At 63.7% G+C, this 26,479-nt stretch carries 20 protein-coding genes; 11 read left to right on the forward strand and 9 right to left on the reverse strand.

Annotated features, from left to right (window positions below; genetic code table 11):
• Positions 1–505 precede the first annotated feature (505 nt).
• Both SPHI_RS11940 and SPHI_RS14715 read right to left on the reverse strand, forming a co-directional pair.
• Positions 506–793 carry a hypothetical protein gene (locus SPHI_RS11940; protein ID WP_076745193.1) on the reverse strand — a complete coding sequence of 96 codons (288 nt, stop codon included), beginning with the start codon at positions 791–793 and terminating at the stop codon, positions 506–508.
• Between the two features lie 279 nt (positions 794–1,072).
• Positions 1,073–5,230, reverse strand: a complete 4,158-nt coding sequence (locus tag SPHI_RS14715) for a PAS domain S-box protein (protein WP_083719963.1) — start codon at positions 5,228–5,230, stop codon at positions 1,073–1,075.
• Positions 5,231–5,641: 411 nt separating this feature from the next.
• Between SPHI_RS14715 and SPHI_RS14900 the strand changes: the two genes are divergently transcribed.
• From SPHI_RS14900 to SPHI_RS12020, 10 genes are all read left to right on the forward strand, one after another.
• Positions 5,642–6,160 (forward strand): hypothetical protein, encoded by a 519-nt coding sequence (locus tag SPHI_RS14900; protein ID WP_144036197.1) that lies wholly within the window; start codon positions 5,642–5,644, stop codon positions 6,158–6,160.
• Positions 6,161–6,411: 251 nt separating this feature from the next.
• Entirely contained in the window at positions 6,412–7,101 is a 690-nt protein-coding gene (locus SPHI_RS11980; protein WP_144036198.1) for a hypothetical protein, read from the forward strand.
• 204 nt (positions 7,102–7,305) lie between these two features.
• The gene (locus tag SPHI_RS11985) at positions 7,306–7,614 is read left to right on the forward strand and encodes a hypothetical protein (RefSeq protein ID WP_198927872.1); all 309 of its coding nucleotides are present in this window, start codon (positions 7,306–7,308) and stop codon (positions 7,612–7,614) included.
• Between the two features lie 76 nt (positions 7,615–7,690).
• Positions 7,691–8,395 (forward strand): hypothetical protein, encoded by a 705-nt coding sequence (locus SPHI_RS11990; RefSeq protein WP_096348767.1) that lies wholly within the window; start codon positions 7,691–7,693, stop codon positions 8,393–8,395.
• A gap of 130 nt (positions 8,396–8,525) precedes the next feature.
• Positions 8,526–9,137, forward strand: a complete 612-nt coding sequence (locus SPHI_RS11995; protein ID WP_076745195.1) for a TetR/AcrR family transcriptional regulator — start codon at positions 8,526–8,528, stop codon at positions 9,135–9,137.
• A gap of 284 nt (positions 9,138–9,421) precedes the next feature.
• A complete protein-coding gene (locus tag SPHI_RS12000) occupies positions 9,422–9,799 on the forward strand; it encodes a hypothetical protein (protein ID WP_076745196.1) in 378 nt (125 codons plus the stop codon).
• A gap of 257 nt (positions 9,800–10,056) precedes the next feature.
• Positions 10,057–10,632: an RNA polymerase sigma factor gene (locus SPHI_RS12005; RefSeq protein WP_076745197.1), complete on the forward strand. Its 576-nt coding sequence runs from the start codon at positions 10,057–10,059 to the stop codon at positions 10,630–10,632.
• Complete coding sequence (locus tag SPHI_RS12010; RefSeq protein ID WP_076745198.1) at positions 10,616–11,569, forward strand: FecR family protein; 954 nt, start codon at positions 10,616–10,618, stop codon at positions 11,567–11,569. The genes SPHI_RS12005 and SPHI_RS12010 overlap by 17 nt, the downstream gene beginning before the upstream one ends.
• Before the next feature lie 72 nt (positions 11,570–11,641).
• Entirely contained in the window at positions 11,642–14,536 is a 2,895-nt protein-coding gene (locus SPHI_RS12015; RefSeq protein WP_076745199.1) for a TonB-dependent receptor, read from the forward strand.
• A gap of 82 nt (positions 14,537–14,618) precedes the next feature.
• The gene (locus tag SPHI_RS12020) at positions 14,619–16,238 is read left to right on the forward strand and encodes an alkaline phosphatase D family protein (protein WP_076745200.1); all 1,620 of its coding nucleotides are present in this window, start codon (positions 14,619–14,621) and stop codon (positions 16,236–16,238) included.
• Positions 16,239–16,473: 235 nt separating this feature from the next.
• Here the strand turns inward: SPHI_RS12020 and SPHI_RS12025 are convergent, their stop codons facing one another.
• Complete coding sequence (locus SPHI_RS12025) at positions 16,474–17,508, reverse strand: phosphatidylinositol-specific phospholipase C1-like protein (protein WP_076745201.1); 1,035 nt, start codon at positions 17,506–17,508, stop codon at positions 16,474–16,476.
• 71 nt (positions 17,509–17,579) lie between these two features.
• Complete coding sequence (locus SPHI_RS12030) at positions 17,580–20,306, reverse strand: TonB-dependent receptor (RefSeq protein ID WP_233130909.1); 2,727 nt, start codon at positions 20,304–20,306, stop codon at positions 17,580–17,582.
• A 453-nt stretch (positions 20,307–20,759) separates the two neighbouring features.
• Here SPHI_RS12030 and SPHI_RS12035 point away from each other — a divergent pair, with 453 nt between their 5' ends.
• The gene (locus tag SPHI_RS12035; protein ID WP_076745203.1) at positions 20,760–21,167 is read left to right on the forward strand and encodes a lipocalin-like domain-containing protein; all 408 of its coding nucleotides are present in this window, start codon (positions 20,760–20,762) and stop codon (positions 21,165–21,167) included.
• Positions 21,168–21,453: 286 nt separating this feature from the next.
• On the opposite strand, the gene SPHI_RS12040 is transcribed toward SPHI_RS12035, so the two are convergent.
• The 5 genes from SPHI_RS12040 to SPHI_RS12060 form a co-directional block, all read right to left on the reverse strand.
• Positions 21,454–21,765 carry a hypothetical protein gene (locus SPHI_RS12040; protein WP_076745204.1) on the reverse strand — a complete coding sequence of 104 codons (312 nt, stop codon included), beginning with the start codon at positions 21,763–21,765 and terminating at the stop codon, positions 21,454–21,456.
• A 4-nt stretch (positions 21,766–21,769) separates the two neighbouring features.
• On the reverse strand, positions 21,770–22,291 hold the full coding sequence (locus SPHI_RS12045; protein ID WP_076745205.1) for a ferritin-like domain-containing protein: 522 nt from the start codon (positions 22,289–22,291) through the stop codon (positions 21,770–21,772).
• A gap of 30 nt (positions 22,292–22,321) precedes the next feature.
• Positions 22,322–23,176, reverse strand: a complete 855-nt coding sequence (locus tag SPHI_RS12050; protein ID WP_076745206.1) for an MBL fold metallo-hydrolase — start codon at positions 23,174–23,176, stop codon at positions 22,322–22,324.
• Between the two features lie 270 nt (positions 23,177–23,446).
• The gene (locus SPHI_RS12055) at positions 23,447–25,507 is read right to left on the reverse strand and encodes a glycoside hydrolase family 97 protein (protein ID WP_083719965.1); all 2,061 of its coding nucleotides are present in this window, start codon (positions 25,505–25,507) and stop codon (positions 23,447–23,449) included.
• A gap of 85 nt (positions 25,508–25,592) precedes the next feature.
• Positions 25,593–26,468: a LysR family transcriptional regulator gene (locus SPHI_RS12060; RefSeq protein WP_076745207.1), complete on the reverse strand. Its 876-nt coding sequence runs from the start codon at positions 26,466–26,468 to the stop codon at positions 25,593–25,595.
• Positions 26,469–26,479 lie beyond the last annotated feature (11 nt).

Consider the following 26,479-nt stretch of genomic DNA (forward strand, 5'->3'; position numbering starts at 1 on the left):
TGGAGCAGCCCGGTAGCTCGTCAGGCTCATAACCTGAAGGTCACAGGTTCAAATCCTGTCCCCGCAACCAACCATCCCATGTGTCAAAACCGCCCGGCTCAACCCGCGGCGGCGTTTTTGTGCCTCCCTCACATCGCTTGCGCTTTCCGGACACAGCGACAGGCTGGACGTCAGCACGTCGATCTGCTCTCGCAATTGCTCTCCAGGGGGCTCGCCGCGGGCACCCACCCACACCCCGCAATGATCGTGATGTTGCCCCCCTTCCGCCGGACGCTTTCCAAACGCCACAGAAACAAGCCAGCGATACTCGCACGGCAAACGCAGTCTGAGCGCTGAATGTGGGTGGTTGTCATTGTGGTCGCCGACCCATCCGGGCAGGGAAGTCGACGCGGTAACTCCACCGGCGAGTGGCGTCACGCCAACGTAGTCGCGAATAAGGGTGTTCGCGACAGCTTCAAAGATGGAGTTTGATTGCGGATTGCGGATTGCGGATTGCGGACTTCGGTCAGACGTGAAGAAGGGTTTGAATCTCAGTTTTCCGACCAAGATGCGGCTTTCCCCGGGCAATGCAGGCGTCGGACAGCGTTTCGGCTGCCGGGATAACGCACACTCTGCCGAAACGTGCCTCCAAAGCCTCCTGCACGATGTCGCAGATTCGGATCCGCTGGTGCCAGGTTGGTGACCGCCCGCAGGTGATGATCTCGCGGTTATGTGCATCGATAATGAGGCTGTGGCGTATCATCTCGGCGTTCCGGCATTCGGACTTGAGGCCGTCCGGGCGGATCGCCTCCATAACGCGGTCACGCCGTGGCCTGGCCGCTCGGTATGGTGCGGCGCCAGCATGAGACGGTTTGTCCCTACGCGCCGTTGGACACCTTTGTGATCGACCGGCCGACACCCTCCTCGCCTAACAGGCGTTTTAGGGCCGCCGCCATGCGACGTTAGCCACATATGGGCCGCGGCTCGGCGCTCCCGGGCGAGGCGCTTTTCCGATGCCATCACAGCAACGATCCGGGCGCACGTGATCTCGCTTGGTCTCGGGTACACGGTTGGCACGCCCAGGTGCCGCCGGTCAGGGCATCTCACGACAGGTAACGCCCAGCACCCTCAGTGCCTCAGCCAACTTCGCGCCGGTGTATGGCTTTCCAAGGATGGCAGTGCATTTGTCATCCGAGAGTTGGGCGACGAGCCGATCCTCGTCCGTTCGCGTCGTGATGAGAACCGGAAGTTCAGCGTGAAGCGCGCGCAGCTCGGCTGCAATCGTGTCGCCGGGACGGTCCGGTAAATCCTGGTCGAGGAAAACCACGTCGTAGCGGCCTTGTGCAGATCGCACCTTGCCCAGCGCCTCCGCCCCGTTCGCCGCTTCATCCGCTGCATATCCGGCCGCCATCAGGGCTTCTATGGCGAGCGCCTGCACCGTCGGCTCATGTTCGACGACGAGCACTCGGCCGGTGCGCCCAGCGTCGAGCACGTCCCGTATCTTTTGCGCGAGCGCGGCGTAAGTGAACGGCTTGGCGATCATCTCGACGCCAGGATCCAGCCGGCCGCCATGGACGATAGCGTTGCGCGTGTATCCCGAGGTGTAAAGCACGCGAACGTTTCCGTGCCGGTCGCGCACCGTATCAACAAGCTCGCGGCCAGACATTCCCGGCATCACTACGTCGGTAAAGAGCAAGTCCACCGGATCTTCCTGTCGCTCCAAAAGGCGAAGCGCAGACGGTCCGTCGTGGGCCTCCAGCACGCGATAGCCGAGCTCCCGAAGGCACTCGACCGTATAGGCGCGGACATCGTCGTCATCTTCCACGACCAGGATTGTTTCGGCACGCGCACTTGTCTCGATGCCGGCCGTCAGATGAGCCTCGGCCTCGCTCGGCGCATCGCTCATCAAGCGGGGCAGGTAGATCTTGACGGTGGTACCCTTACCCTCTTCCGAATAGATCTTAACGTGACCGCCGGACTGTTTGACGAATCCGTAGACCATCGACAGGCCCAATCCCGTCCCCCTGCCCACTTCCTTGGTGGTGAAAAAGGGCTCAAAAACCTTTTCCTGCACGTGCTTCGGCATGCCTTCGCCTGTGTCGGTGACCGCGATCACCACATAATGCCCGGGCGCTACCTCGGCGTGCGCGGCGCTGTACTCCTCGTCCAGGCGGGCGTTGGTTGTCTCGACGATCAACTCGCCGCCCTTGGGCATGGCATCGCGCGCGTTCACGCCTAGATTCAGGATCGCGCTTTCCAGCTGGTTCGGATCAGCTTCCACACGCCAGAGGCCGGGTGAGGTGACGATCTCCAGCTTCACCGTCTCCCCCAGCGATCGATTGAGGAGGTCCGACATCCCGATCACAAGCTTGTCGACGTCGATCGGCTTCGGAGCGAGCGGCTGACGGCGGGAAAAAGCAAGCAGTCGCTGCGTCAGCGCGGCTGCCCGTTCGGCGCCCTTCATCGCGCTATCCAAAGCCCGCCGCGCGCGGGCATCGCTAACCCCTGCGGCGTCGAGAGCCCGGCCCGCCATGTCGATATTGCCCGTGACGACCGTCAACAGGTTATTGAAGTCGTGAGCTACGCCGCCGGTAAGCTGTCCTACTGCCTCCATCTTCTGGCTTTGTCGTAGCGCTTCCTGCGCGCGCTCCAGTTCGGCGGCGGCAGCTCTTTCCGCGTCAATATTGCGCCCGACTGCATGGATGAAGCGATCATCCGGAACCGCGGTCCAAGACAGCCACAGGTACGTGCCGTCTTTGCGGCGGTAGCGGTTCTCAAACCGCAAAGTCGTCTGCCCCTGTTCCAGCCTTCCTACTTCGGCGATCGTGCTGGCGAGATCCTCGGGATGAACGAGATCGAGAAAGATCTTGCCGACCAACTCGCGTTCGTCCCAGCCGAATTGAGTCGTCCAGGCGGGGTTTACCGCTTCTATCCGCCCTTCGAAGTCGGCCACCAACATGACGTCGGTCGACAGGCGCCACATCCGGTCACGATCCGCCGTTCTAGCTGTTACGCGCTCTTCCAACGTTTCGTTGAGTTTTGCGAGCGCCTGCTCGGCGGTCTTCTGGTCATCGATATCGACGTCGCTGCCGAGCCAGCCACTGATCATCCCATCCTGCTGCTGGAGCGGATGGGCACGGATCAGGAACCAGCGGTAGACGCCATCGTGTCGCCGTAGTCGCGCTTCGAGCTCGTAAAGAACGCCTCGTTTCCGGGCATCTTCCCAGATTGCAGCAAGCCGGTCGGCATCGTCGGGGTGAATCACGCCGGCCCATCCGAGCGGCAGGGCGCTATCTTCGCTTTGGCCCGTATATTCGTACCATTGGGGGCTGAGATAGCTGAGGGATCCGTCCGGATTGCCGAACCATGTGATCGCGGGAGCAAGTTCTGTAAGCTGGCGGAAGCGCAACTCGCTTACGCGGAGCGCTTCTTCTGCCCGGGCTCGCTCCTCCAGTTCGCGCTGCGCTGCGCGGTAGAGACGAGCGTTATCGATCGCGATCGCGGCCTGCGCCGCGATGCCGGTCATCAATTGCTCATGGCGTTCCGTGAACACGCCGGCGTCCGGGTGGCCAAAAAATAGCCCGCCGATCACTTCTCCAGAGCGAGAGGTAACAGGCACCGCCAGATAGCTACGCACGGGCAGGTGCCCGGGCGGCATGCCCGAGTTGGGGGCGTTCTTGCCGTAGCGCGGGTCCTCCAGGATGTCGTGTGAGCGAATGAGTCCATCGCCATCGAACGTCGGCTTGAAAACCTCGGTGGCGCGCGGAAGACCAAAACCGTCGAAGTCTGAGCGGGCAGCGCCCGAAAGTGTGTAAAGAAGGAAGCTGTCGCCGTTCTCGGCGTGCACATTGTAGAAGAACGCCCCGAACTTTGCCCCCGTAAGCTCAACGCCCGCGTCGGTGACCATTTGAACGATCCGCTCAAGATCAAGCTCTGCGGCGAGAGAATGGCCGATCCGGTTCAACGTTTCGAGCGTCTCATTGGCTCGGCGAAGGTCCTGCTCCGTACGCTTGCGCTGTGACAAGTCGCGGGTAACGGCGAGTTGTGCAACGCTGCCGTCGGGAAGTGTCACCGGCACGGCGTGAGTTTCCATATGGCGGCGTGTGCCTTTCAGTCCGATGATGTCGAACTCCCAGCTCGTTCTCTCGCCCGAGAGCACGCGGGCGTGGTTTCGCCGCCAATTTTCCCGATCCTCCGGCGCAATGATGGCGATGGTGTCCGCATCGCAAACGGCATCAAAGGTATCCGCCTCGATCATGCCGAGTCCGGCCAGATTCATGTGGAGCAGCCGACCATCCCCCGCCACAATCTTCACGCACTCGGGGGTGGCGTCGATGATTGCACGCTGCCGCGCTTCGCTCTCCTCCAGCGCACGATGGGCGTCGAGCCGTTCGGTGATGTCGCGGTAGAAACAGGCGAGCCCGTCATCGGTGGGATAGGCGCGCGCCTCTATCCAGGCCTGATGCCCGTCAGGCCAGACATAGCGATGGTCGAGCGTAACGGATACATGATCGCGCATGGCGCGCTTGTAGAGTTCTCCTAGTGCGGATTCTTCGCTCCCCGGCCAAGCTTCCCAATGGGTCTTGCCAATGATCTCATCGCGAGGCCTGTTCTCTAGGTGAATGCCAACGGTGTTGATATCCACCACCCGGAAATCGCGGTCCATGAGGACGAAAGCTTCGTCCATGTTCTGCAGCACACCACGCAGCCGCGCCTCCTCCTCTCGGGCTGTTCGCTCCGCCGCGTGCTGACGATGCTCAGCCTGAACGCGCTGGGTGGTTTCCATAACCACGGCAAGCACGCCGAGGGGATTTCCCGCGTCGTCACACACCGGCGAACAGTCGAGGTTCATCCAAACCTGTTCTGCTCTTCCATTCCGGCGCAGTGTCAGTTCGTGGTCGTGGTAGGACAGTGCTCCTCCGGCCAGACAGACCTTCATGATGTTGTCACTGAAGTCGGCGACCTCCGGCCAGCCCTCTCGAACGTTCGTACCGAGCAGGTGTGGATGGCGCCCGCCGGCGAACTCCGAATAGCGGTCATTGTAGAGCATCACGCCCTCAGGCCCACACAACAGCGCCATCGGAACAGGCGAGCGCAGCACGAGGCTGGTGATGGTCCGCAGGCTCGCAGGCCAATGTTCGATTGGCCCAAGGGGAGTGGTGGACCAGTCGAACCGCTCGATCAGCAAACCGGCTTCACCGCCGGTTCGCAGAAAGTGCGAGCCGGTTTGTGTTTCAACAGGAGCAGCCATCAAATACCTTAACGAGGAAGCGCCCCCCGGCGCTCTTGCTCCCTACGCGCGGCTGGAGCCGCACTCAACGGTGCGGCCCTCGCCGCCCCACGAGTACCGGCGAAAGCTGCTTGTCGTCCGTGATCGAGCCACAGCGGGTGCAAGACTGCCATGAGCTTGCGCACACGAGAGCCCGAGGGCTCAGTAGATCGGTCCAGGGTGAGCACCATAGCCAAGCGGCGTGTGCCAATTACGGAGCTGCGCGCTCTCCTGTTCGCGCCGGAGCCGGCTCGGATCGGCTATGGCGTCCTGCGCTGACCGAGGCGCAGGACGGTGGCCTCTGCCCGCTGTCAAGATCGTCGTGGAACGAGCGAGCTACTGCTCTGTTGAGAGAGCGACCGCGGTCGAGCGGTAGTCAGAGAGGAAATATCCATGGTTCATGCATCGGCGATCTTCGACACCCATGCAGAGGCAGAGCGGGCAGTGTCCGAACTGCGCACAGCAGGAGTGAGAGACGCGGACCTTTCGATCATCGCTCATCATGGTGGTACAACCACGGCGACATCAGGTGAAGGCGAGATCACGGACGAGCACCACCGCAACGTGCTGCGGGGGATCCTTGGAGGCGGTGCTCTCGGGGCAGGGCTCGGCGTAGCGGCGCTGGCAATACCCGGGGTGGGCCCTCTCGCCGCCGCGGGTGCGATCGCCGCCGGTGCCGTGCCCGAAGCTATGGCGATCGGTGCCGGAGTGGGTGCACTGACCGGCACGTTCAACGAAGTGCTGACCAAGCACGGTGTGAGCGAGGAAGATGCGAACTATTACGGTGGTCGCATGAAGAACGGGGGTGTGGTGGTGACTGTCGGAGGTTCGGACATCGACGCTGAGCGTGCTCGCGACATTCTCCACCGCAATGGCGGACACAATTCGGCGCAGGGCCGATTGACGGCATAGTGATGTCAACGGGCCGGAGCACAAGCTTCGGCCCGTTGAACGCTCGGCGTCGCAGAAGTGGCGAGATCAACGACGCTAAGAAATTGCCGCTCGAGGACTTAGTGCGTCAGCGGCCTTGCCGGCTGCACTGTTCGACGTGAGGACGCCAGCCGCAACAGCCTGGGTCTGCCTGGCAGGGTGGCAACCGCACGATGAATGGCGGCCCTCCCGTCGGTGGGACATGCCACCTTTCGTGCGCTACAGGGACAAGAATGACGGTCAGATGGTTCGGGAAAGCGTTCTCCCGGTTTAGCACGCGAGATGCGGATCGCTGCTCGCGGCAGCTGGCAAGCGCCACTTCCGGCCGTGTGCAGGCGCAGTTTCGCCCGCTGATCCATCTGCCGGCGCTTGCCGTCCTCGTGTTTTTCGCCACCCAGGCTGTCGCGGCGGTCTATGCCACCCGTGATGTCGGCCCGTGGGTGGTCTCGGCAAGCAGCGATGGGCAGGGCTGTTTCCTGACGAGAACCTATCCCAGCCCGCGGGCAACGACCGTGCAGTTCGGCCTTGATGTCGATGGCAGCAATCGGCTCACGATCCTCAACGCCAATTGGTCCATCGGGGAAAAAGAGCGGCTCAGGCTCGACTTCCGCCTCTCCAAGGCTGCATTCCCCCGGCATCTCGCCATCGGCATCGCCCCCGAGGGTAAGAAGGGGTTCGTCACGAGCTTCGGCCGCACATTCCCGGGCATCTTCGCCGCGTCCGAGTTTCTCCGGATCAGTCGCGGCGCTGTTCCGGTTGAGGACCTGCGCCTGGACGGCAGCGGCGCGGCGATGGTGGAGTTGCGCAAATGCGTTGATCGCCAGCGCGAGGCGCGTGCCGCAGGTGGTACGGTGGAGGAAGATGCGAGCGGGATTCCGCTCGACCCCTTTTCCGTGAAGGTCAGGGTCGAATCGACGAAGTAACGTTCGGCCGAGCAATGGTTCAGCCTTTGTTCATGCTAAAAAGTCAGCGTCCTCAATGATAAGATGTCGGTAAGTCTAAGTTGCTGGTCAGAGTGGTTTGGCGCTCCATTTGCCGTTCCTACAGTGCGTTTGGTCGCCATCTGTATTGTCGGGCCGTCGCTAGCCGGGCTCCTTTGTTCGGCTAGTAATTATTGGAAGACAGCAATGCTCTCACCTGCGACCAAGCTTACCTCGATGGTCATGATCATGCTCGCCGCGCCAACCCTGGGCGGCTGTGCCACGAAGAAATATGTACGCGAGCAGATCGCCCCGGTCAGCGAGCGCGTCGGCGCGCTGGAAACCCAGCTGCAAGCAACCGACGGCACCGCCAAGCAAGCGCTGGCCGAAGCGCAGGCTGCATCCGGCCAAGTCCAGCAGCACGGCCAGCGGCTCGACCAGCTTAACGGCCGCGTCGATGGCGTTGAACAGCGGCTTCAGGAGCAGGAGCGTCGCGGCAAGCGGCCGCGCAACTGATCCGCCATCGTTTCCATCGTGAACAATCGCGGCGGTTGTCCCCGACAGGGGGCGGCCGCCTTGAGCTTGAGGCCTGATGATCAAGATTCTCGCGTTTTTCGCCAGCGCGATGCTGTTTGCCGCTGGCGCGGAAGCCGCCCCTAAGGCAAAGGCGCGCGCCAAGCCGGAGCCGGCCCGCGCGGTCGCCACTGCCCGCATCGAGGCGCCTATCCTGCCAACGATGGAGGGGCAGCGGGTCGCCGAGTGGATTGCGGCGTCGAACGACAATCACGCGCTTCCTTATGCTGTTCTGGACAAGAAGGCGGCAACGCTCATCCTGTACAGCGCCAAGGGAAAGCCGCTGTACCAGGTGCCTGTGCTGATCGGCATTGCCGCCGGCGACGACGCCACGCCGGGGGTCGGCAGCAAGAATCTCAGCCAAATCGGCCCGGCCGAGAAAACCACCCCTGCTGGCCGCTTTCTCGCGAAATTCGGCTATGCAGCCGGGCACCAACGTGTGCTCTGGGTCGATTACACCAACAGCGTGGCGATCCACACCATCCCGCCTGACAGCCCTAAGAAGGAGCAAAGACGCGAGCGCATGCTGTCGGCAAAGGGTGACGACAATCGCATCACCTTTGGCTGCATCAATGTGCCACGCGTCTTTTACGGCAAGAGCCTGCGTCCGCTGTTCCAGAAAAAAGGGGGCTATGTGTATGTCCTGCCCGACACTAGGCCCTTGGAGGAGGTCTTTCCGCGCCTTCGCGTTCACACGCTGGCGGCGCGGGCTGCGCCTTTGTGACGCCTGCCGTCAGATTAGGAACGCGGATGTCTCGCAACCGCCCGAACCGCCGTGAATTGCCGTAAGTCAGCGCGTTAGGTGGCCGCACGCGCTTGAGCATCGCCGCGACCAAGCTTATATACCGTCCGTTATGGAAACCACTACCGCACCTTCCACCAAGGGACGCCCGCGGGAGTTCTGTGTCGATCAGGCGCTCAGTCAGGCGCTCGCCGTATTCTGGTCAAAGGGCTATGAAGGCGCGTCAATGGCCGATCTTACAGAGGCGATGGGCATTACCAAGCCCAGCCTTTATGCCGCGTTCGGCAACAAGGAATCGTTGTTTCACAAGGCGCTGGACCTCTACGAGTCCGAAAAGCTCGCTTACACCCGCGAGGCGCTGAAGCAGCCGACCGCGCGTGCAGTGGCCGAGAATTTCATGCGTGGCGCGATTGATGCGCAGATGAGCAAATGTGATCCGAAAGGATGCCTCGGCGTCATCAGCGCTACCGCGTGCGGTGCGGAAGCGGAGTCGATCAAGGCCGATATCATCACTCGCCGCGCCTCTTCTCAGGCCGCACTGGTGAACCGTTTTCACCAGGCCAAGCGGGATGGCGATCTGCCGGATCATGTCGATCCGGAGAACCTGGCCGTGTACCTTTACGCCATTCTTCAGGGCATGGCGGTGCAGGCCGGGTCTGGCGCGACTCGCGCGGAGCTGGAGCGGGTGGTCGAGACCAGCCTCATGATGTGGCCGAGCGCGTAAAAAATACCGTACGGTACAAAAAGGCGGTTGACGCAGGGCAGCGCGATTTCTATACCATGTGGTACTGAAAGAGCCCCGGTCGGTGCTCTCATCTGAAGGGCGCTGTGATGCTTCCTTGTTCTTTCGGAGCAACCCGCGGAACGTAATCCGCGCGGCGTTTCTGCATCTTCAATCCTGTGACGGTCGGCCGCGTTGGCGCGGCGGCAATCACTCTTGCGCGCGTTCGTCGCTGATCCGGGTCGCCGGAGGGTGGCGCATGCCCGCACCAGAAAAGGGGAAATCTCATGGCCTATCTTGCCTTCGACGAATTCGGTGCCGTCCAGCAGGCCGCAACGCCCGATCGTGCGGCCGACGATCGCCTGTCCGCGCTCGAATGGGCCGTTGTCGTGCTCGCCCGTCGCGACACGCTGGCGACGCTGCGCGAACCCGGCCGCTTGTCCGTGGCGCTGGGCAATCTCTTTGGCAAACGGCCCAACCCGCGCCTCGCTGATCCGCGGCTCGAGGCGCTGCGCCGGCTGGCGGTGCTGACCTGGCATGATCGGATCGCTGTGCCGGCGCAGGAGATCGCGGACTTTCTCGCGGCTGGCTTCACCAACGGTCAATATGAGACCCTGCGCGCCAGCATCCGTGCGGCGGCGTTCAACAAGGCGCAACGCGCATAAACGTGCATGGCAAGATCGAGGACGCGGCTGGGCCAGTCGCCCTGGGCGCACGCGACAGCAATCTGCTGCGCCAGCCTGCGCAACCTCGCCGAGCTGATCATACCCGGTGCTGAAAGCGCGGCGCTGATCGGCTGCTCCATGCAAAGCGACAAGGCCCGGAGCCGGCAGAGGACGTGGTCGCCGAGCGGCATGTCATTAGCGTGTAACAGCAACGCTCTTAGCGGCGGCCTTCTTTCCATGGGGAACTCACCGGACGAATGCCGGGCAAGCCTGAAGTTGTCCGCTGGGTCGCGCATCATGTCCTGCCGCACGAAGCCGACGTGCGACGCTGGCTGATCCGTCATGCGGGCAACCCTGACGACGCTGACGACATCATCCAGCACGCTTACTGCCGCCTCGCCGAGCTCGACTATATCGGCCATATTCGAAGCGGCCGGCGCTACTTCTTCACGACCGCCAAGTCGCTCCTGATCGAACGGTTGCGCCGTTCGCGCATCGTCCAATTCCGCGCGATGACGGATTTGGATGTGTCGTCCATCATGGATGAAAGTCCGTCGCCGGAAACGGTCGCCGGCGACAGGTTGGAGCTGCAGCATGTGCTCGATCTGCTCGATACGCTGCCGCCAGCCTATCGCGAGGTGCTTCACCTCAGGCGGATCGAGGGGCTGTCGCAGAAGGAGGCGGCAGCGCGGCTGGATGTGAGCGAGAATGTGATAGAAAATAATGTCGCCCGGGGATTGAGGATGTTGCTGAAGGCGCTCGCCGAGCGCGGCGTGTCCCACGCGCCCCAGGCCGAGCCGCCGGTACGGAGGACGCATGTCCCGAACCGATGAAGCCGCCGCTTGGGCGGCACGGCTCGACGCTGCGGCACTGGAGGCGTCCGCCCGATCCGAACTCGATGCCTGGCTGGCGTCCGATCCGCTGAACAAGGGCGCCTTGTTGCGCGCGCAAGCGATGCTGTGCCTCGTCTATGACGCGCCGGGCAAGGCGCCGGCCGAAGCGCCCGCGCCCGCCGTTGCGCCACCGCGTCGCCGCCATCGCTGGGCACTCGCCGCATTGCCCGCTGCCGCCGCGCTCGCCGGCGTGGCGGTGACGACCGCATGGAAGCAACCCGATCACGCGCGCTTCGCCACCGAGACTGGCGAGATCCGCCGCGTCGCGCTGGAGGATGGATCGCGCGCGATCATCAACACCGACACGCGCATGGATACCGCAATCGACGGCAGCGAGCGGCTGGTCGCGCTCGATACGGGTGAGGCTTGGTTTCAGGTCGCCAAGGACAAGAGCCGCCCCTTCGTGGTCAGCGCCGGGCCGATCCGCGTGCGCGCGACCGGCACCGCCTTTGCCGTGCGCCGCGATGCCGATGCGGTCACCGTCACGGTGACCGAGGGAGCGGTGGAGATATGGAACACCGCCGCGCCCGGTCGCCGCACGCCTGCACGCGCTGGTCAATCCGCCAAAATAGCGCTCGCCATGCCCGCAAACAGCCTGCTCACGCTCGCCCGCGCCCAAGACAGCGCGCTCGCCTGGCGCGACGGCGATATCGTGCTTGACGGCATGACGCTCGGTCAGGCCGCGGCGGAATTCAATCGCTACAATCTGCGCAAGATCCGCGTCGAGGCACCGGGTGCGACCGACACGCCGATGCTGGGATACTTCAAGATCAACCAGCCGGAGCAATTTGCGCTGGCAGCATCGGGCATTGTGCACGGAACCGTACGCCACGACGGTAACAACATCGTCATAACAACGTCAGAAATTAGTAACTAAAAACTTCTTCGTTCCGCTGACGGAAAAGGCTGCCCAGGTCGTCAAGAGGTCCAAAACCTTTTGGGGGCGTCAATGTTCAAGTCAGTTTTTGCGACGCGGTGTGCAGCGGCGCTGCTTGCCGGAACCACCTTTGCCAGCGCAGGGGCGAGCGTCGCGCAGGCCGCGACGATGGTGCGCGACTTTTCCGTGCCCGCCGGGCCGGCGCTGTCGTCGGTGCCACAGTTCGCGCGTCAGGCCGGCATCCAGATCCTGATGTCCGCCAATGCCGCACAGGGCGTGCGCACGCGTGCCGTGAAGGGCAGCCACAAGGCGCGGAGCGGGCTGGAGCGAATGCTGAACGGCACCGGCCTGCGCATAGCCAGCTGGAATGGTGACGTGGTGACGCTCGCCGTGGAGGAGCCGGCAACGGCGCCGGATGACGATCAACAGGACGCGCGCAATGTCGGATCGGAGGAAATCCTCGTCATCGGCATCACTTCGCCGTTCCGTTCAAAGGGTAATTCCACGACCATCGTGGAATCGGTTGTCTATGATGATGTGGAGACGCTGACGGCAGACGGCTCGATCGCCGGCCTGCTCACCCAGCTACCTGGAATCAGCACCGTCGAGGACGGCGAATATCCCCGCTATGTCACCGTGCGCGGCATCTCGCCCGATCTCAACCACACCACCATCGACGGCCTGACGCTGGCGACGGTGGGCGAAAGCGGCGCGGGCACCCGGCGCGTCAACCTCCAGCTGCTGCCCAGCGACCTGTCGGGCCGCGTCGACCTGTTCAAGACCTTCACCGCCGAGCAGGACGGCGGCGCCATCGGCGGCGCGATCAACATCGTCACCCGCAGCGCCTTCGACAAGCGCGCGCAGGACCTCTTCCTGGACGTGTATGGCCTTTATCGCACCATGGAAGGTGAGGGCGGCAGCAATTCCTATGGCGAGCCGCGCAAACACTGGGGCTATGGCGTCAAGGGCAATTACGCCACCCGCTTCGGCGCCAACGAGGAGTTCGGCGTCATTGTCTCAGGCCGTTATGAAAGCACACCGCGCAACTTCTCGCAGAATTGGCAGAATACGAAGCGCTTCTTCACCGACGACAATCGCCCCATCGCACGCCCCGACCCCGAACTCGGCTGGAATGGCCGCGCGCTGCCCGGGAACTTCGGCTATGGCACATATGCTGACGTGTCGGACACTTACGGCGGGTCGGCGAAGCTCGAATATCGCGCCGCGGACGACAGCGTGCAGGCGAGCATCATCGGCTATGATTATGTTCGCAAGCAGGACCAGTCGACCAACATCAACTATGTCGACACCGCCAATTTCGTCGAGGACCAGACGCCGACCAGCGGCCGCATGCGCATCAGCCAGCTGGTCGAGAATTATCGCCATAACCAGTATCGCCGTGAGAACCGCGGCATCCTGACCAACGCTGCATTCGAGGTGGGCGACACGCGCGTCACCGCCCGCACCGGCCTGACCGAAGAGACGTTCCGTGATTGGGAGCCGTATGTCAGCATCCTGACCAACCCGACCGGCTATTATCTCACTTACGACGCGCCGGAGGGCGAGATCCCGACGCTGCGCGGGATCGAGGATCCCTCCGTGCTGCTTGGCGCACCCTATCGCATGAACGCGCAGCGCGATGTGTACAGCAACGCCCGCCAGCGGGTGTTCAACACGCGTATGGACGTGCTCAACAATGTCGAGCGCGGCTCGCGCGGGCTTGGCTATGTCACTGGTTGGGAATTCCGCCGGCTCGACATGCGCAAGAACATCGATCGCGTCGATCGCAGTGTCTTGGGCACGATCAACGATTATATCTACGATGCCGGTTATCGCCCGCCGCAAAGCCCGCATTCCTACGCCTGGCTAGACTTCAACCGTTATTATGACGAACGCTGGAACAGCTTCCCCGTCAATGCGTCCGCCAGCCGGCACAACAGCCTGACGTCGGACTATCGTTATCAGGAGGATCTGTTCACCGGCTATCTCTCGCTACACTATAACCTGCCGAACACCACGATCGTCGGCGGCGTGCGTTACGAGAACGTGTCGTTTACGGGCACCACCCCCGTCATCACCAGCGGAAGCGCGACGGGCGAGTTCACGCGCAACGAGGGCGATTACGATTATTTCCTGCCGTCGCTGAACATCGTCCACCGGCTCGACAATACCAACATCCGCCTGTCCTATTCGCAGACGCTCGGCCGCCCAACGCCCAACAGCATCGCCGCCGCCGAAAGCACCACCTGCGGCGACAGCGGCGAGGGCGGTCTGGAATGCACCATCACCCGCGGCAACCCGAACCTGAAGCCGCGCCGCTCGCGCAACCTCGATGCGACGGTGGAGCATTATTATTCCGGCGTGAACGGGATGCTGCTGCTCGGCTATTTCCACAAGAAGATCAGCGACGACATCTTCACGCTGCGACAGGAAGAAGTGATCGACGGCGATCTCTATACCATCCGTCAGCCGCTCAACGCCGCAAGTTCGCAGATCCAGGGCGTCGAATTCGCCTGGGTGCATCGTTCGCTGCCGGTGCCGGTCGCCGATCACATGGTCGATCTGTCGTTCAACCTGTCGCGCCTCTGGGGCAAGATGAACTACGTCACCGATACTGGGGCACGGGAGCTGGACCGGCTGGAGTCGCAGCCCAAGTGGATCGGCAACGTTTCCGCGACATATCACATCCCCGCGGTGAACGGCGGCATCCGCGTCAACGCCAATTATCGCGATCGCTTCCTCAGCGGCATCGGCGCCAATCCGTGGCAGGACCAAAGCGCGGATTCGCTCACCACGGTGAACCTCGCCGCCTGGCATGACGTGACGAAGAACGTCGTGTTCAAGTACGAATGGAACAACCTGTTCGACAACCAGCCGCAGTTCCGCGTCGGCGAGAATGATGATTGGGTGCGCCAGAAGAACGACTACGGCTCGGCGCTGTTCTTCCACGCCATCATGAAGTTCTGACTGTCGCCGGGGCAGCGCGCCGCCGTGCGATCCGCTGCCCCGATGCTCGCCGATCTGCTCGGCCTGAGTCAAGGAATATGCCATGTCCCGCATCGACCGCCGCCGCCTGCTCACCGGCCTGATCGTCGCCGGCGGCGGCATCATCGCCGCCCCGCCCTCGTTCGCCCTCGCGCTGGGCGAGGACAAGGTCCGCCCGCGCAACCTGCGCGAGAACCCGGTATTTCTCACCACCCCGTTCCAGCTCGGCGTCGCCTCCGGCGATCCGTCAGCAGACGGGTTCGTAATCTGGACGCGCCTCGCGCCCGAGCCGCTCGCGCCGGGCGGCGGGATGCCAATGGTGCCGGTGCTGGTTAATTGGGAAGTCGCCGCGGACGAACACTTCCGCACGATCGTCGCGAAGGGCGATGCGATCGCCCATCCCGAACTCGGCCACGCCGTCCATGTCGAGGTTGCGGGCCTCGGCCCCGACCGCCCCTATTGGTATCGCTTCCGCTGCGGGTCGGAGCGCAGCTTCACCGGCCGCAGCCGCACCTTCCCGCTGCCCGGCGCACGCACGGCGCGGGCGCGCTTCGCCGTCGCGGGGTGCCAGCATTATGAGGAAGGCCATTACACCGCCTGGCGCCGCATTGCCGAAACCCCGCTCGACTTCGTCTTCCACTATGGCGACTACATCTACGAAGGCCGCGACAATGGCGATGCCACGCGCCTGCTGAACGGCCGCCCGATCAACCCGATCCGCCGCCATACCGGGCAGGAAATCTATTCGCTCGACGATTATCGCCGCCGCTACGCGCTCTACAAGACCGATCCCGATCTCCAGGCCGCGCACGCCGCCGCGCCGTGGCTGGTCAGCTTCGACGATCACGAGATCGACAACAATTGGGCCGCCGACCTGGATCAGGACGGCACGCCGCCCGAAATCTTCCGCCTGCGCCGCGCCGCCGCGATGCAGGCCTATTACGAACATATGCCGCTGCGTCGCCGCTCGCTGCCGGTGAACGGCCATATGCAAATGTACCGCCATGCGCGCTTCGGCGACCTGATCGATGCGCATGTGCTCGACACGCGGCAATATCGCAGCGACCAGGTCGGCGGCGATCGCGACGGCGTGCCGGTGCCCGAGGTGTTCGCGCAAGACCGCACCATGCTCGGCGCCGCGCAGGAGAAATGGCTGTACGATGGCCTGTCCCGCAGCGACGCACGGTGGAACCTGATCGCGCAGCAAGTGATGCTGATGGCGATCGGCCGCCGCGACGCACCCGGCACCGCCGATCTCGCTTATCCCATGGACGTCTGGTCCGGCTATCGCACGCCGCGCCAACGCCTCCTGCGCCACATTCGGGAGAACAAGCTCACCAACGTCATCACGATCAGCGGCGATGCGCACCGCCATTACGCCGGTGACTTGATCCCGGACGACAGCGATCAGCCGGTCGCCAGCGAATATCTCGCCACCTCGGTGACGTCAGGCGGCGACGGCACCGATGCCGAGGATGCGCTCGCCCGCTCGATCCGCTTCGGCAACAACCATTTCCTGAAGGCGATGACCGATCGTCGCGGTTACCTGTTGTGCGACGTCGATCGCGAGCGCTGGCGCGGCGAGCTCAAGGTGTTGAGCAGCGTCACCGAGCGTCATGGCACGCTCGGCAACCATGCCGTATTCGTGACGGAACACGGGAGGATCGGCTTGCAGGCAGCATGATGCGTCGGCCGATCTGAAATGAACGCGCGCGGCCGCTGCATCGATGGCGGCCGGGCTGCTAACTCCCCATGTCAGCGAATTCGTCCACGCCGGCGGCGATACGCAGCGCACGCTCCCCATCAGAACGTCTTGGCGAAGGGGAGCGTGCGAATACTGGTTGGAACGGTGGTGAGGGCGGGTGGGCCTCCGCGTCGCCTTGCGAATGATCCCAGGGACAGTAGCGCCCGCCCTAAGGTCAGTGCGCCGCCGGTTCCACGATGGGGCCGCAGCCGCTCGGGCGGCGGACGGGATTGCATAGCGCCACGGCGCCGTGCGGCATCATCACGCGATAGCCGCCCGGGAGGCGCGCGTCAGGCCACAGATAATCGGTGGAGATATAATGCGCGCCGCTGCGGAACGCCGCCTCGCGCGGGCGCGTGTCGTTGGTGCGCGCCTCTCGCGTATTGGCATCGGCGCGCGTGCGGACCAGAAAGTTCGCCTTCACCGCCTGCTTGATCCGCTCGGCATCCCCAACGGGATCGTTGATCGTCATATAAGCCGCGGCGGGTGACGTCTCGTCGGTGTTGACGAAGAACACGCGTCCTTCCAGCGAGCGCCGCTTGCCGCGATACAGCGCAACCTTGTCCGGCCCCTGGTCCAGCGCGAACAGGAACTTGCCGCGCGCGGCCTCCAGCGTCGGCCAGTTGTTGGCCAGCACCGCCTCCCGCAGCGTGGGATATTTGCCCTGCACATCGTCCGGCACGATCAGCTTGGACGGGGCGAGCATGCTGCGCACTTCCGCATCCAGCGCATCATAAGCCGCTTCGGTGTAAGCCTTGCCCTTGATGAAGCGGCCATTGTCGTTGGTGTTGAACATGAGCAGGATCGGCACATGGCCGGGGTGCGCGTCGGACCAGTTGCGGATGATCGTCAGGCATTGCACCAGCGTCGCGCAGCTCGATCGATTGTCGAACCCGGCCATATGCTGGACCTTGAACCCGGCGCGCCGCATCGCTGGATCGGGCGAGCCGTCGGCGTAGAGGCCGCCTTCCGGATCATACCAGACGTCGAGCTCCAATTGCCGTGCACCGGCGTCGAGCTGCTCGACAAGCGGGCGATGTGAGTAATCCAGCGCATCGGCGCTCTTTGGATCCGCCGCGCGCAGCTTTGCCATGCGATCGGCCGGCATCGCCTGTTTGTAGCTGTTGTGCGTGCCCAGCATCACCAGATCGTTGATCCGCACCGGCTCGGCGGCGGTTGGCGTGGCGATCAACAGTGGCAGCCAGAACATCGCAACCCTTTCGCGCAGAGGTAGAAAAGAAACGGCTCCCGCCGACATGACCGGCGGGAGCTCCGTGACGATCAGAATTGCGCGCGTAGCCCGAGGCTGATGCGGCTGCCCGAGAATTCGTAGGTCGTCGGAAAGCTGGGATCCATCGTGTAGCCGGTCGTCTTGGCATTGCCGACATTGATACCTTGTAGCTCGACGCGGAAATTGCGCGTCAGCTGATAGCTGGCGGCGACGTCGAACTGGCCATAGGCATCGCGGTAGACCGGATACATGTTGCGCTCGATCCGCTCCACATAGGCGCCCTTGCGGTTGTAGGACACACGCAGCGACAGCGGCCCGCGATCGTAGAAGACGGTCGCGTTATAGGTGTTGTCGGCAAGGCCGATCGGTGAGGTCGCGATGTCGAGATCCGACTGGCCAGTCAGCGAGCTGTCGAGGAAGGTGACGTTGGCGTTGACGCCGAAACCCTCCGCCCAATGCGCGAACATGCCGAACGGGATCACCGCGTTCAGCTCGACGCCGCTGACGTTGTACGAACCATCGGCGTTGACCGGCTGATAGACGTCGAAATCATAGATCCCGTCGATCGAGCCGTTGGCGTTATACTTCGTCACGTCGGGCACCACGCCGGTCAGCTGGCTCTGAACGATGCCCTTGATCTTCTTCCAGAAATAGGACGCCGCCAGGATCCCGCCGCGGCCGAGATATTGCTCGGCGCCGATTTCCCACTGATCGGCATAGGTCGGCTTCAGGTTCGGATTGCCGTCGGTGAAGCGGAAATCGTTCCAGCTCGCGGTGCGCTTATAGGCAAGGTCGGTCAGCGCCGGGCGGATCAGTGTCTGCGAGGCGGCGGCGCGCAGGTACAGGCTGTCGGTCAGCTGGGCATGCGCGTTGAACGACGGCAGGAACTTCTCATAGCGGCCCTCGCTGGCGATCGGCGCCGGGGTGAGGCCGGTCGTGCCATTCGGGTTCTGGACCTGGTGGAAACCCTCCGAACGGATGGTGGTGCGCAGGTAGCGGCCGCCCAGGTTGACGAACAGCGGGAAGGACAGGTCGAATTCGAAATCGACCATCGCGAAGCCCGCGATCGTCTCTTCGTTCACCTTGTAATATTGCCCGTCGTTGAACGGCGTCTCGAAGCCGGCGGGGCGGAAGAAGTCGCGCGCATAATCGTTGGAGATCTGCGCCCAGTCGAGGTTGCGCGCCTGGTACGGCTTGCCACCGACCATATCGATGACATTCTCCAGCGGGCTGTCGGCGAGGGTGCGCTTGTTGACATAAGCGACGCTGCCGCGGGTCGGGCCCTGGATCTTCTCCTCGCCATATTGGCGCTCGTTGGTCTTGTTGGTGTAGCGCCCGCCGAAGTTGAACCGCTTCAGCGCCTCGAAGCCGGCAAAGTCGAAATTATAGGTGACGTCGAGCTGCGCGGCATATTTGTCGTCCTTGATCCGCTCGCGCGTCGTTTCATACGCTTCGAACAGATAGGATGACGGCGCATTGTACATGTCGATCGTGCGCGGGTTGGCGCTGGGGATCGTCTCGCCGCCCGTTTCGGTATAGCGGGTGCGCGACGGGGCGTAGGCAACGTGCTTCAGGTTGGCGAAGTCCAGCGTCTTCTCGGCGCCCGAATAGCCGCCGAGCGCGTTGATCTTCCAATTGCCGGTTTCCCAATTCATCTCGCCGCCAAACTGGCGGTAATCGGTCTCGTTCACATATTCCTTGCTCAGGAATTCGTGCTGCGTGTTGGTGTAGGATACGTCGCGCAGCACGACGAGGCCGGCGCTGCTGAGCGTCGTCGCGTCGAATTCGTGGATCGTCTCCAGCGTCGAATTGCTCGATGCGGAATAGCCGGCGGCGTCATATTCGTCCTCGACCGTCTCGTACGAGCCGATGAACGCATCGAGCGCGATGTTGAACGTGTCGCTCGGCTGGTACTGCACCGATCCGGAGAAGCCGAGCCGGTCCTGGTCGTTCTGATAGACGCGATCGCCGACCTTATCGAGGAACAGGATGCGGTTCTTGTCGGCATCGGTGAAGGTGATGCCGGCGTCACGCTGCAACACCGCGATCGCCTGGTTGCGGTTGTTGCCGGCGCGATCGGTCCAGCGCGAGATCGGGCGGAAGTTGATGCCCGAGTTCGAATCGGTGCGGTTAGAGCGCTGCTGCTTGGCGGCCGAGAACAGCACGCCGAAATCGCCGAACGTGTTGCTGGCGAGGAAGGAGAAGTTGGGATCAATCTTCTCGGAGATCGAATTATACGCGCCCTCGGCGCTGCCGACCAGGCGGAAGCCGGGATTGTCGAACGGTCGCGCGGTGCGGATGTACACCGAACCGGCGATGCCGCCTTCCTCATCCTTGGCGGTCGGCGACTTCTGCACCGTGACCGACTGGACGAGTTCGGACGCGAAGATGTCGAACTCCACGTCGCGCCCGCCCGAACCCGACGCGGTCGCCAGCTTGTTGATCGACACGAAGGTGAAATCGCTCGGCAGGCCGCGCACGTTGACGCGCGTGCCGAGGCCGCGATCCCGCTCGATCGTCACGCCGGGCACGCGCTGCAGCGCTTCGGACAGATTCTGCTCGGGGAAGTCGGCGATGTCGGTGGCGACGATCGAATCGGAGAAGCCGATCGTGTCGCGCTTCAGGTCGATCGCTTCCTCGAGGCTGCGGCGGTAACCGGAGACGACGATATCGTCGCCCGCTTCATCCATGGTGGCCGGGGCAGCCGGCGCCGTTTGCGCGGCGGCCGGAACGGCGAACAGTGCGGCAGCCGCAGCGCCAACGAGAAGATGCGTCACTCGGCCGAAACCGTTCGATGTCCTGCGCATATGACCCCTGAAAATGTTGTTTGATCGGCAGAATTGAGTTGAACACGCAAAAGCCGGCGTATTCCGAAGTGAAGACTTCGAAATAGTGACGCTCTCAATCGTCCATGTCGTGAAACGGCGGCTCGCCGGCCTTCCAGGAACTAAGGTCACGCCTCGTTCGGCGAAGGGGTGTTCAGAATTTTCCAGCTACTTCATCGGTGCTGCATTGAAACCGCGCGCACCGACACCCGCCTTGTGCTGCGATCAGCGCCAAAAACAATTCACTCGTTCCTTCCAACATCTGCCCCGCGGGCCCGATGGCGGTAAGTTGTTACGCGCTTGTGACGAAAGCCGATCTTTCCGGCGCGCTGCGCCGATGCGAGTGCTACAAGCTACGGAGCGGGTGGGGGTCTCACCGCCCCGCACGTTGAACAGGAAGCGGTAATGACGGAATTGCTCGGCACCTGGGTGCTTGTTTCATGCGTTAGCCACCGTGGCGAAACCGAGGTGGCCAGCTTCGGCACCCCGCCCGCCGGCCAGCTACAATATACCGCCGACGGCCGTATGTCCGCGTTCTTGATGGACCCGGCCTGGGCCGCCGCCGGCGATCCGCATGCGGACAGTTTTACCGATTTCTTCTCCTACGCCGGCCATTGGCGAAGGAACGGTGACATGGTGACGCACGATATCCTGTTTGCCTCGCAGCCGTCGCGCGTCGGCACCAGCTTTGTACGGCAGATCGTGCCCGTCGATGACGACACGATCGAGCTGGTCACCCAGCCCGAGGTATCGAAATCGGGGCGGACATATGTGACCCGATTGGTGTGGAAACGCGCATCGGCAGCAGCATAGCCGCGCCCGGATGGTTCCCGCCTGACGCAGCAGAAGCCGCGTGACCAAAACTTTGTTCGCCCGCTGTCTCTCGTCACGACCGTTCCTGCCGGCGTTCCCGAAGACGCCGGTTCATTGGTGCATCTGGCGGCAGGATGTCGCAGCCGCCCCCCCGAGCGGTGCCGCGACCAGTTGGCAAAAGCCGGGGTCCAGCCGGAAAGTCGGCGGTGACAGCTACGGCGCCATCATCACGACCTCGCAACTGGACCCCGACCATGGCGGCGGATGCTACACGAATAGCGTGATCTCACCCTTGCTCCGGCACGGCGTTCTTGCCGCTGCCCGGCCTCCAGGCGCCCGGCTTACGCGCGGGGTCTTCCGCCGCTTCCGCGCCGCTACCCATCGCCTCACCCGTTCTGGGATCGACCGAGGCACGCCTGCCTGCGCCGTCCCCTGAGCTAGCGGGGTTTGCGTTTACCGCGCCGGATGGATCGGCCTGGCGCATCGCCTCCTCGCGCTCGCGCGAATAGGATTGGCCGGACGACCCCTCATCATGGTCGAACGGATTGTTCGACCGATCACGTTCGGGATCGACATCCGGGCGCTTGTCGCTGGCCATGGTTTCAGACCTTGGCCACGCCCGAACCGCCTTCTGCGTAAAGCGTGGCGTAGCGGCGGGTTACCATCGGCAGGGCTTCATCGATCCATTGCGCCATCGCCTCTTCTTCGCCCAGCGACTGCTTCAGCAGCGGGGTCGCATTGGCAAATCCGCCGTCCTCGGCCATCACCAGCAGGGATTTATATGCCGCGATCTCGAAATGCTCGAACGCGTAGTTGGCGAAGCTGTTCTTGATGATTTCGTCGCCTGCCACGCTGTGGGTCAGCGCCGCCATGCCGCCCGTCATGCTGAGGCCAAGATCCTTCAGCGCGGAGCTGCTGGTGTCGAAACCGGCGAGGATCTCGTCCAGGCGCGCGATCTGGCCATTGGTTTCCTCGATGTGCAGCCGCAGGCGATCGGCGACTTCGGGGTAATTCTCGATCCGCTCGACCTGGGGGGTCATGATCGACAGCGCCTGCTTTTCCACCGCATGGGCGTTGACCAGCCCGGTGATGAACAATTCGCGCATGATGTCCTGATTTGCCATGTCGATAAGGCTCCTTGGTGGTTGAATGGTTTAAAGTGGTTCGCCCGCCTGGCATCGTTCCAGTTCGACGGCATCGTGTGCACAGGCGATCGACACTTCGTCCCGCCGTTCGATAGAAAGCCGCCGGAGCCGTTCCTGGTTCCGCATCCGGCTGTCGGCATCAACTTCCATCAGCCGCTGATAGGCGCGCAACCCCGGCGTGCAGCGGCGCCGCGCCTGGCGCATCTCGCCGCGATAGAAATAGGCGTCGCCCGCATGGAGCAGCCAGCGGCCGTCGTTGCGCCGTATCGCCACGCCGGCATGGCCCCAGGTATGCCCCGGCAGCGGCACCAGCAGGATTTCCGGCGGCAGCCCGGCCAGATCGCGCACGGCGTCGAAGCCGAACCAAGGCTCGCCCTGTGCGCCATAACCGCGCCATTGCTGCACCTCGTCCAGCTGCGAATAGCGCCAGCGATTGCGTGCGACGGTCCCTGCATGCGGGCCGGTGGCGTCATCATATTCGCGCTGCATCACGTGCACGGTGGCGCTGGGAAAATCCTCCAGCCCGCCAGCGTGATCGAAATCGAGGTGCGTCACGACAATATGTCGCACGTCGCTGCCACGAAAGCCCAGCGCCTCGATTTGCCGGATCGCCGTTTCTTCTTCGCGCAGCTGGATATTGAGCATCGCTCGCCATGGCCGCGAGACCCGCGGATCGGAGCCGGCATGCGGATGATCCACGTCGCGCAAGCCAAAGCCGGTATCGACCAGAACCAATCCGTGCGCGTCGGTTTCGATCAGCAGGCAATGGCACACCAATTTGCCGAACGGGCTGACGCTGCGCCCGTCGAACAAGGCGCCGCCCAGCGGGCAATCGGTGCCACAGTTCAGATGGTGGATGCGCAACGTCGCACCTCCCGCGCTGCCGCATCGGAGCGCCTGTCGCTGCGCTTGATCTTGCCCGGCGCGCTGCGGCGCCCTTTCAAACGATGATCCATGCTCGGCCCCAGCCAATTGTTTGAACAAACGCGGCGGTATGCGTCGTTCAACAATCGACCGGCCGAATGGTCGCGCCCATGCCGCCATGCTGACCGGCTTTCTCGGTAACTTGGATCAAGGCGCCGCCATCTTTGCGCGCGGCCATCATTGTACGGGAAGCCGACAGCGGAGGGGCATTCACTCCGCGATGAATCGAATGGCCTGTCCGCCACCGGGTGCTAGGTCGATCGTCAGCGTGTCACTGTGCTTCACCGGGCGCCGTTCGGTTGCCATCCTGAATCGAGTCTCCGATCGATAATCCGCGCCATCGCCATCGCGGTAGATCTCCGCCGTGTAGCGCCGCCCGGGATCGAGGAAGTCCAGCGCCACGGTCAACGTGCGCGCCTGTTCGTCGCCCACTGCGCCCAGGAACCAGTCGTCGCTCGCCTTCGCCTTGCGCGCGATCGTCACGTAATCGCCGACCTCGCCGTTCAACACGCGCGTGTCGCGCCAGTCGGTCGGCACGTCACGGATGAACTTCATGGCGTCGGGCACCTTGGCATAGGTCTCGGGCGTATCGGCGGCCATCACGACGGGCGAATAGATCACCACGTAATTGGCCAGCTGCTTGGCCAGGGTGGACGGAATGTCGCTGTTGTTCGAGCCCTTCAGGCTGACGATCCCAGGAGTGAAGTCCATCGGCCCGCCCAGCAGTTGCGTGAACGCCAGATTGGCCTCGTGCTCGGGCGGGTTCTTCGCCTCCCAGCTCATATATTCCATGCCGCGCCCGCCCTCGCGCGCGATCATGTTGGGATAGGTGCGGCGCAGGCCGGTGTCCTTCACCGGCTCGTGCGCGTCGATCGACACGCGATACTTGGCCGCCGTTTCCACCACGCGCAGATGGTGATTCACCATCCACTGCCCTTCATGCCATTCGCGATGTTGCGAGCCGTCGGGATCGGTGCGTTCGATCTGCCCGGCATCTGTGACATAGCCGGTCTTCACCGCTGGAATGTCATGCGCCCGGGCATAAGCGAAGGCCCGGTCGAGCTGCGCGTCATAATGGCTCGCAGATCCGCCCGTCTCGTGATGGCCGATGATGTACACGCCCTTGGCCCTGGCATAGCGCTGGATCTCGGCGGCGTCGAAATCCTCGGTTGGCGTGTCGAAGCGCATTTCCTTGCCGTTGCCGAACCAATTGCCGTCCCAGCCGACGTTCCAGCCTTCGACCAGCACGCCCTCGATCCCGTTCGCGGCGGCAAAGTCGATGTACTGCTTGACGTTGGCCGTGGTCGCGCCGTGCTGCGGCCCGCGGGACCAGGTCCAGGGGCCGCGGATCATCTTCCACCACACGCCGACGAACTTGCCCGGCTTCACCCAGGAGACATCGCCAAGCTTGTTCGGCTCGTTGAGGTTCAGCCCGATCCGGCTCGCCTTGTAGAGCCCCGGCGCATCGTTCGCGATCGCGATCGTCCGCCACGGCGTGGAAAAGCCCGCCGCGCGCGATACCTTGGGTCCGCCCGACCCGGGCGTCAGCGAGGCCTTGAACGTCGCGCCCTCGCTGCGCTGGACGTTCATCCCGGCATAATCCACCAGCGCCGCCTCGTGCAGCGCGACATGCGTGCCACTCGCCAGCTTCACCGTCATCACCGTCTGTGCGGTGCCGACCGCGTCGAGCGGCGTCTTCTGGTAAAGGTACTCCTCGCGGTTCCACAGATAGGCCGGCTTCCACCAGGCGGTGCCGCCCTCCGCGAAGGCGAATTCGGTCAGCTCTTCGGCGATGTTCACCTGCTTCAGGTTTGGCTGCGCCGGCAGCGTGTAGCGAAACCCCACGCCATCGTCGAAGATGCGAAAGGTGACGCTCATTTCGCGCTTCAGGTCCGCCTGCTCGCGAAAGCGCACCGTCATTTCGTTGTGGTGGTCGCGGATCTGGCTCCACTCGCCCCAGGGCTGGCTCCACGTCGTATCGGCCGAGGCGCGGCGCACATCGACGAACGCCATGCCGCGCTCGATCTTGGGCGCGTCCGTGAGCAGGAAGCCGAGCCGGCTGTCCTTCAGCAACGGCTTGCCCCCGGCCTGCACCGCGTAAAGCGGCCGCCCCTCGCCATCCATGCTCACCGTCACCGTGATGCGTCCATCGGGTGACTGGCCCTTCGCCACGATCTTGCCCGCCAGCTTCTGCGACAGATCGTCCTGCGCGGCTGCACCCGTCGCAGTCGCCAGCAGCACCGTCGGTGCCAGGAGAGAGAACAGCTTCATCGATTGCCCCGTTTGACTATGCCGCCTGCACCGAACGTCCCAGCGGCGATCGGCGATCCGCTCCTGAAGCCGCGCAATGCGTCTGTCACGCTAACGCGCCGCCTCCATGCAGCGCAGCGATCGCGTCTCGAAAGCGCACATAGGCCGCGCTCGCAGCCAGGCGGCCGTCCCCGCCTGGCGCGGTCCGGAAGCCCATCGTGCGCGTCGCGTCGAACCCGGCGAGCGCTGGCATCGCAAGCCCCGGTTGCGCGAAGCAGCGCGGCATCACGGTCATCCCCAACCCGGCGCGGACATAGCCCACCGCGCGTTCGTCGCTGGTCGTGCGCGCCGCCATGAATGGCCGCACCCCGCGAGCGGTGAAGAAGCGGCTCACTGCGGTCAGCGCCTCGCAATGCCGCCGCACGATCATCACCTCCGCCGCCACTTCGTCGGCGCTCACCGTGTCGCGCGCCGCCAGCGGATGATCCGCCGCCATGGTCATCGCATAGCCTTCGGTGAACAGCGCATCGCCGGACGTCCCCGTCGGTAGCGGTCCCAGGATCGCATCGATCCGCCCCCGATCCAGCTTCGGAGACAGGTCGCGCATCCGCCCCTCCACCAATTCCAGCCGCTCGCCCGTATCGCGCGCCGCCATCAGCGCCCGCTCGATCCAGTGCGCCGGCATCGTCGACACGATCCCCAGCCGCACCAGCCGTGCCGCCGGATCGTCGCGTACGGTGCGTTCGGCCTCGGCGAACTCGCCCTCGATCCGCCGCGCGTGCGCCACCAGTCGCGCGCCCGCCGCGGTCAATTCCACCCGCCGGTTGCTGCGCTGGAACAAAGGCCGGTCCAGCATCGTCTCCAGCTTGGCGATGCCCACCGACAGCGTCGGCTGGGAAACGCCGCACTGCGCCGCCGCGCGGGAGAAATTGCCCTGGTCAACCACGGCCAGGAAATAACGGAGCAGATACCGGTCGATCATAGAGCGTATCT

Origin of the sequence: Sphingomonas jeddahensis, assembly GCF_001981525.1 — a bacterium.
Lineage (GTDB): Bacteria > Pseudomonadota > Alphaproteobacteria > Sphingomonadales > Sphingomonadaceae > Sphingomonas > Sphingomonas jeddahensis.

Coding starts and splice junctions, on each gene's coding strand:
- SPHI_RS11940 (WP_076745193.1), bottom strand. CDS start 793: ATGGAGGCGATCCGCCCGGACGGCCTCAAGTCCGAATGCCGGAACGCC.
- SPHI_RS14715 (WP_083719963.1), bottom strand. CDS start 5,230: ATGGCTGCTCCTGTTGAAACACAAACCGGCTCGCACTTTCTGCGAACC.
- SPHI_RS14900 (WP_144036197.1), top strand. CDS start 5,642: ATGGTTCATGCATCGGCGATCTTCGACACCCATGCAGAGGCAGAGCGG.
- SPHI_RS11980 (WP_144036198.1), top strand. CDS start 6,412: ATGACGGTCAGATGGTTCGGGAAAGCGTTCTCCCGGTTTAGCACGCGA.
- SPHI_RS11985 (WP_198927872.1), top strand. CDS start 7,306: ATGCTCTCACCTGCGACCAAGCTTACCTCGATGGTCATGATCATGCTC.
- SPHI_RS11990 (WP_096348767.1), top strand. CDS start 7,691: ATGATCAAGATTCTCGCGTTTTTCGCCAGCGCGATGCTGTTTGCCGCT.
- SPHI_RS11995 (WP_076745195.1), top strand. CDS start 8,526: ATGGAAACCACTACCGCACCTTCCACCAAGGGACGCCCGCGGGAGTTC.
- SPHI_RS12000 (WP_076745196.1), top strand. CDS start 9,422: ATGGCCTATCTTGCCTTCGACGAATTCGGTGCCGTCCAGCAGGCCGCA.
- SPHI_RS12005 (WP_076745197.1), top strand. CDS start 10,057: ATGCCGGGCAAGCCTGAAGTTGTCCGCTGGGTCGCGCATCATGTCCTG.
- SPHI_RS12010 (WP_076745198.1), top strand. CDS start 10,616: ATGTCCCGAACCGATGAAGCCGCCGCTTGGGCGGCACGGCTCGACGCT.
- SPHI_RS12015 (WP_076745199.1), top strand. CDS start 11,642: ATGTTCAAGTCAGTTTTTGCGACGCGGTGTGCAGCGGCGCTGCTTGCC.
- SPHI_RS12020 (WP_076745200.1), top strand. CDS start 14,619: ATGTCCCGCATCGACCGCCGCCGCCTGCTCACCGGCCTGATCGTCGCC.
- SPHI_RS12025 (WP_076745201.1), bottom strand. CDS start 17,508: ATGTTCTGGCTGCCACTGTTGATCGCCACGCCAACCGCCGCCGAGCCG.
- SPHI_RS12035 (WP_076745203.1), top strand. CDS start 20,760: ATGACGGAATTGCTCGGCACCTGGGTGCTTGTTTCATGCGTTAGCCAC.
- SPHI_RS12040 (WP_076745204.1), bottom strand. CDS start 21,765: ATGGCCAGCGACAAGCGCCCGGATGTCGATCCCGAACGTGATCGGTCG.
- SPHI_RS12045 (WP_076745205.1), bottom strand. CDS start 22,291: ATGGCAAATCAGGACATCATGCGCGAATTGTTCATCACCGGGCTGGTC.
- SPHI_RS12055 (WP_083719965.1), bottom strand. CDS start 25,507: ATGAAGCTGTTCTCTCTCCTGGCACCGACGGTGCTGCTGGCGACTGCG.
- SPHI_RS12060 (WP_076745207.1), bottom strand. CDS start 26,468: ATGATCGACCGGTATCTGCTCCGTTATTTCCTGGCCGTGGTTGACCAG.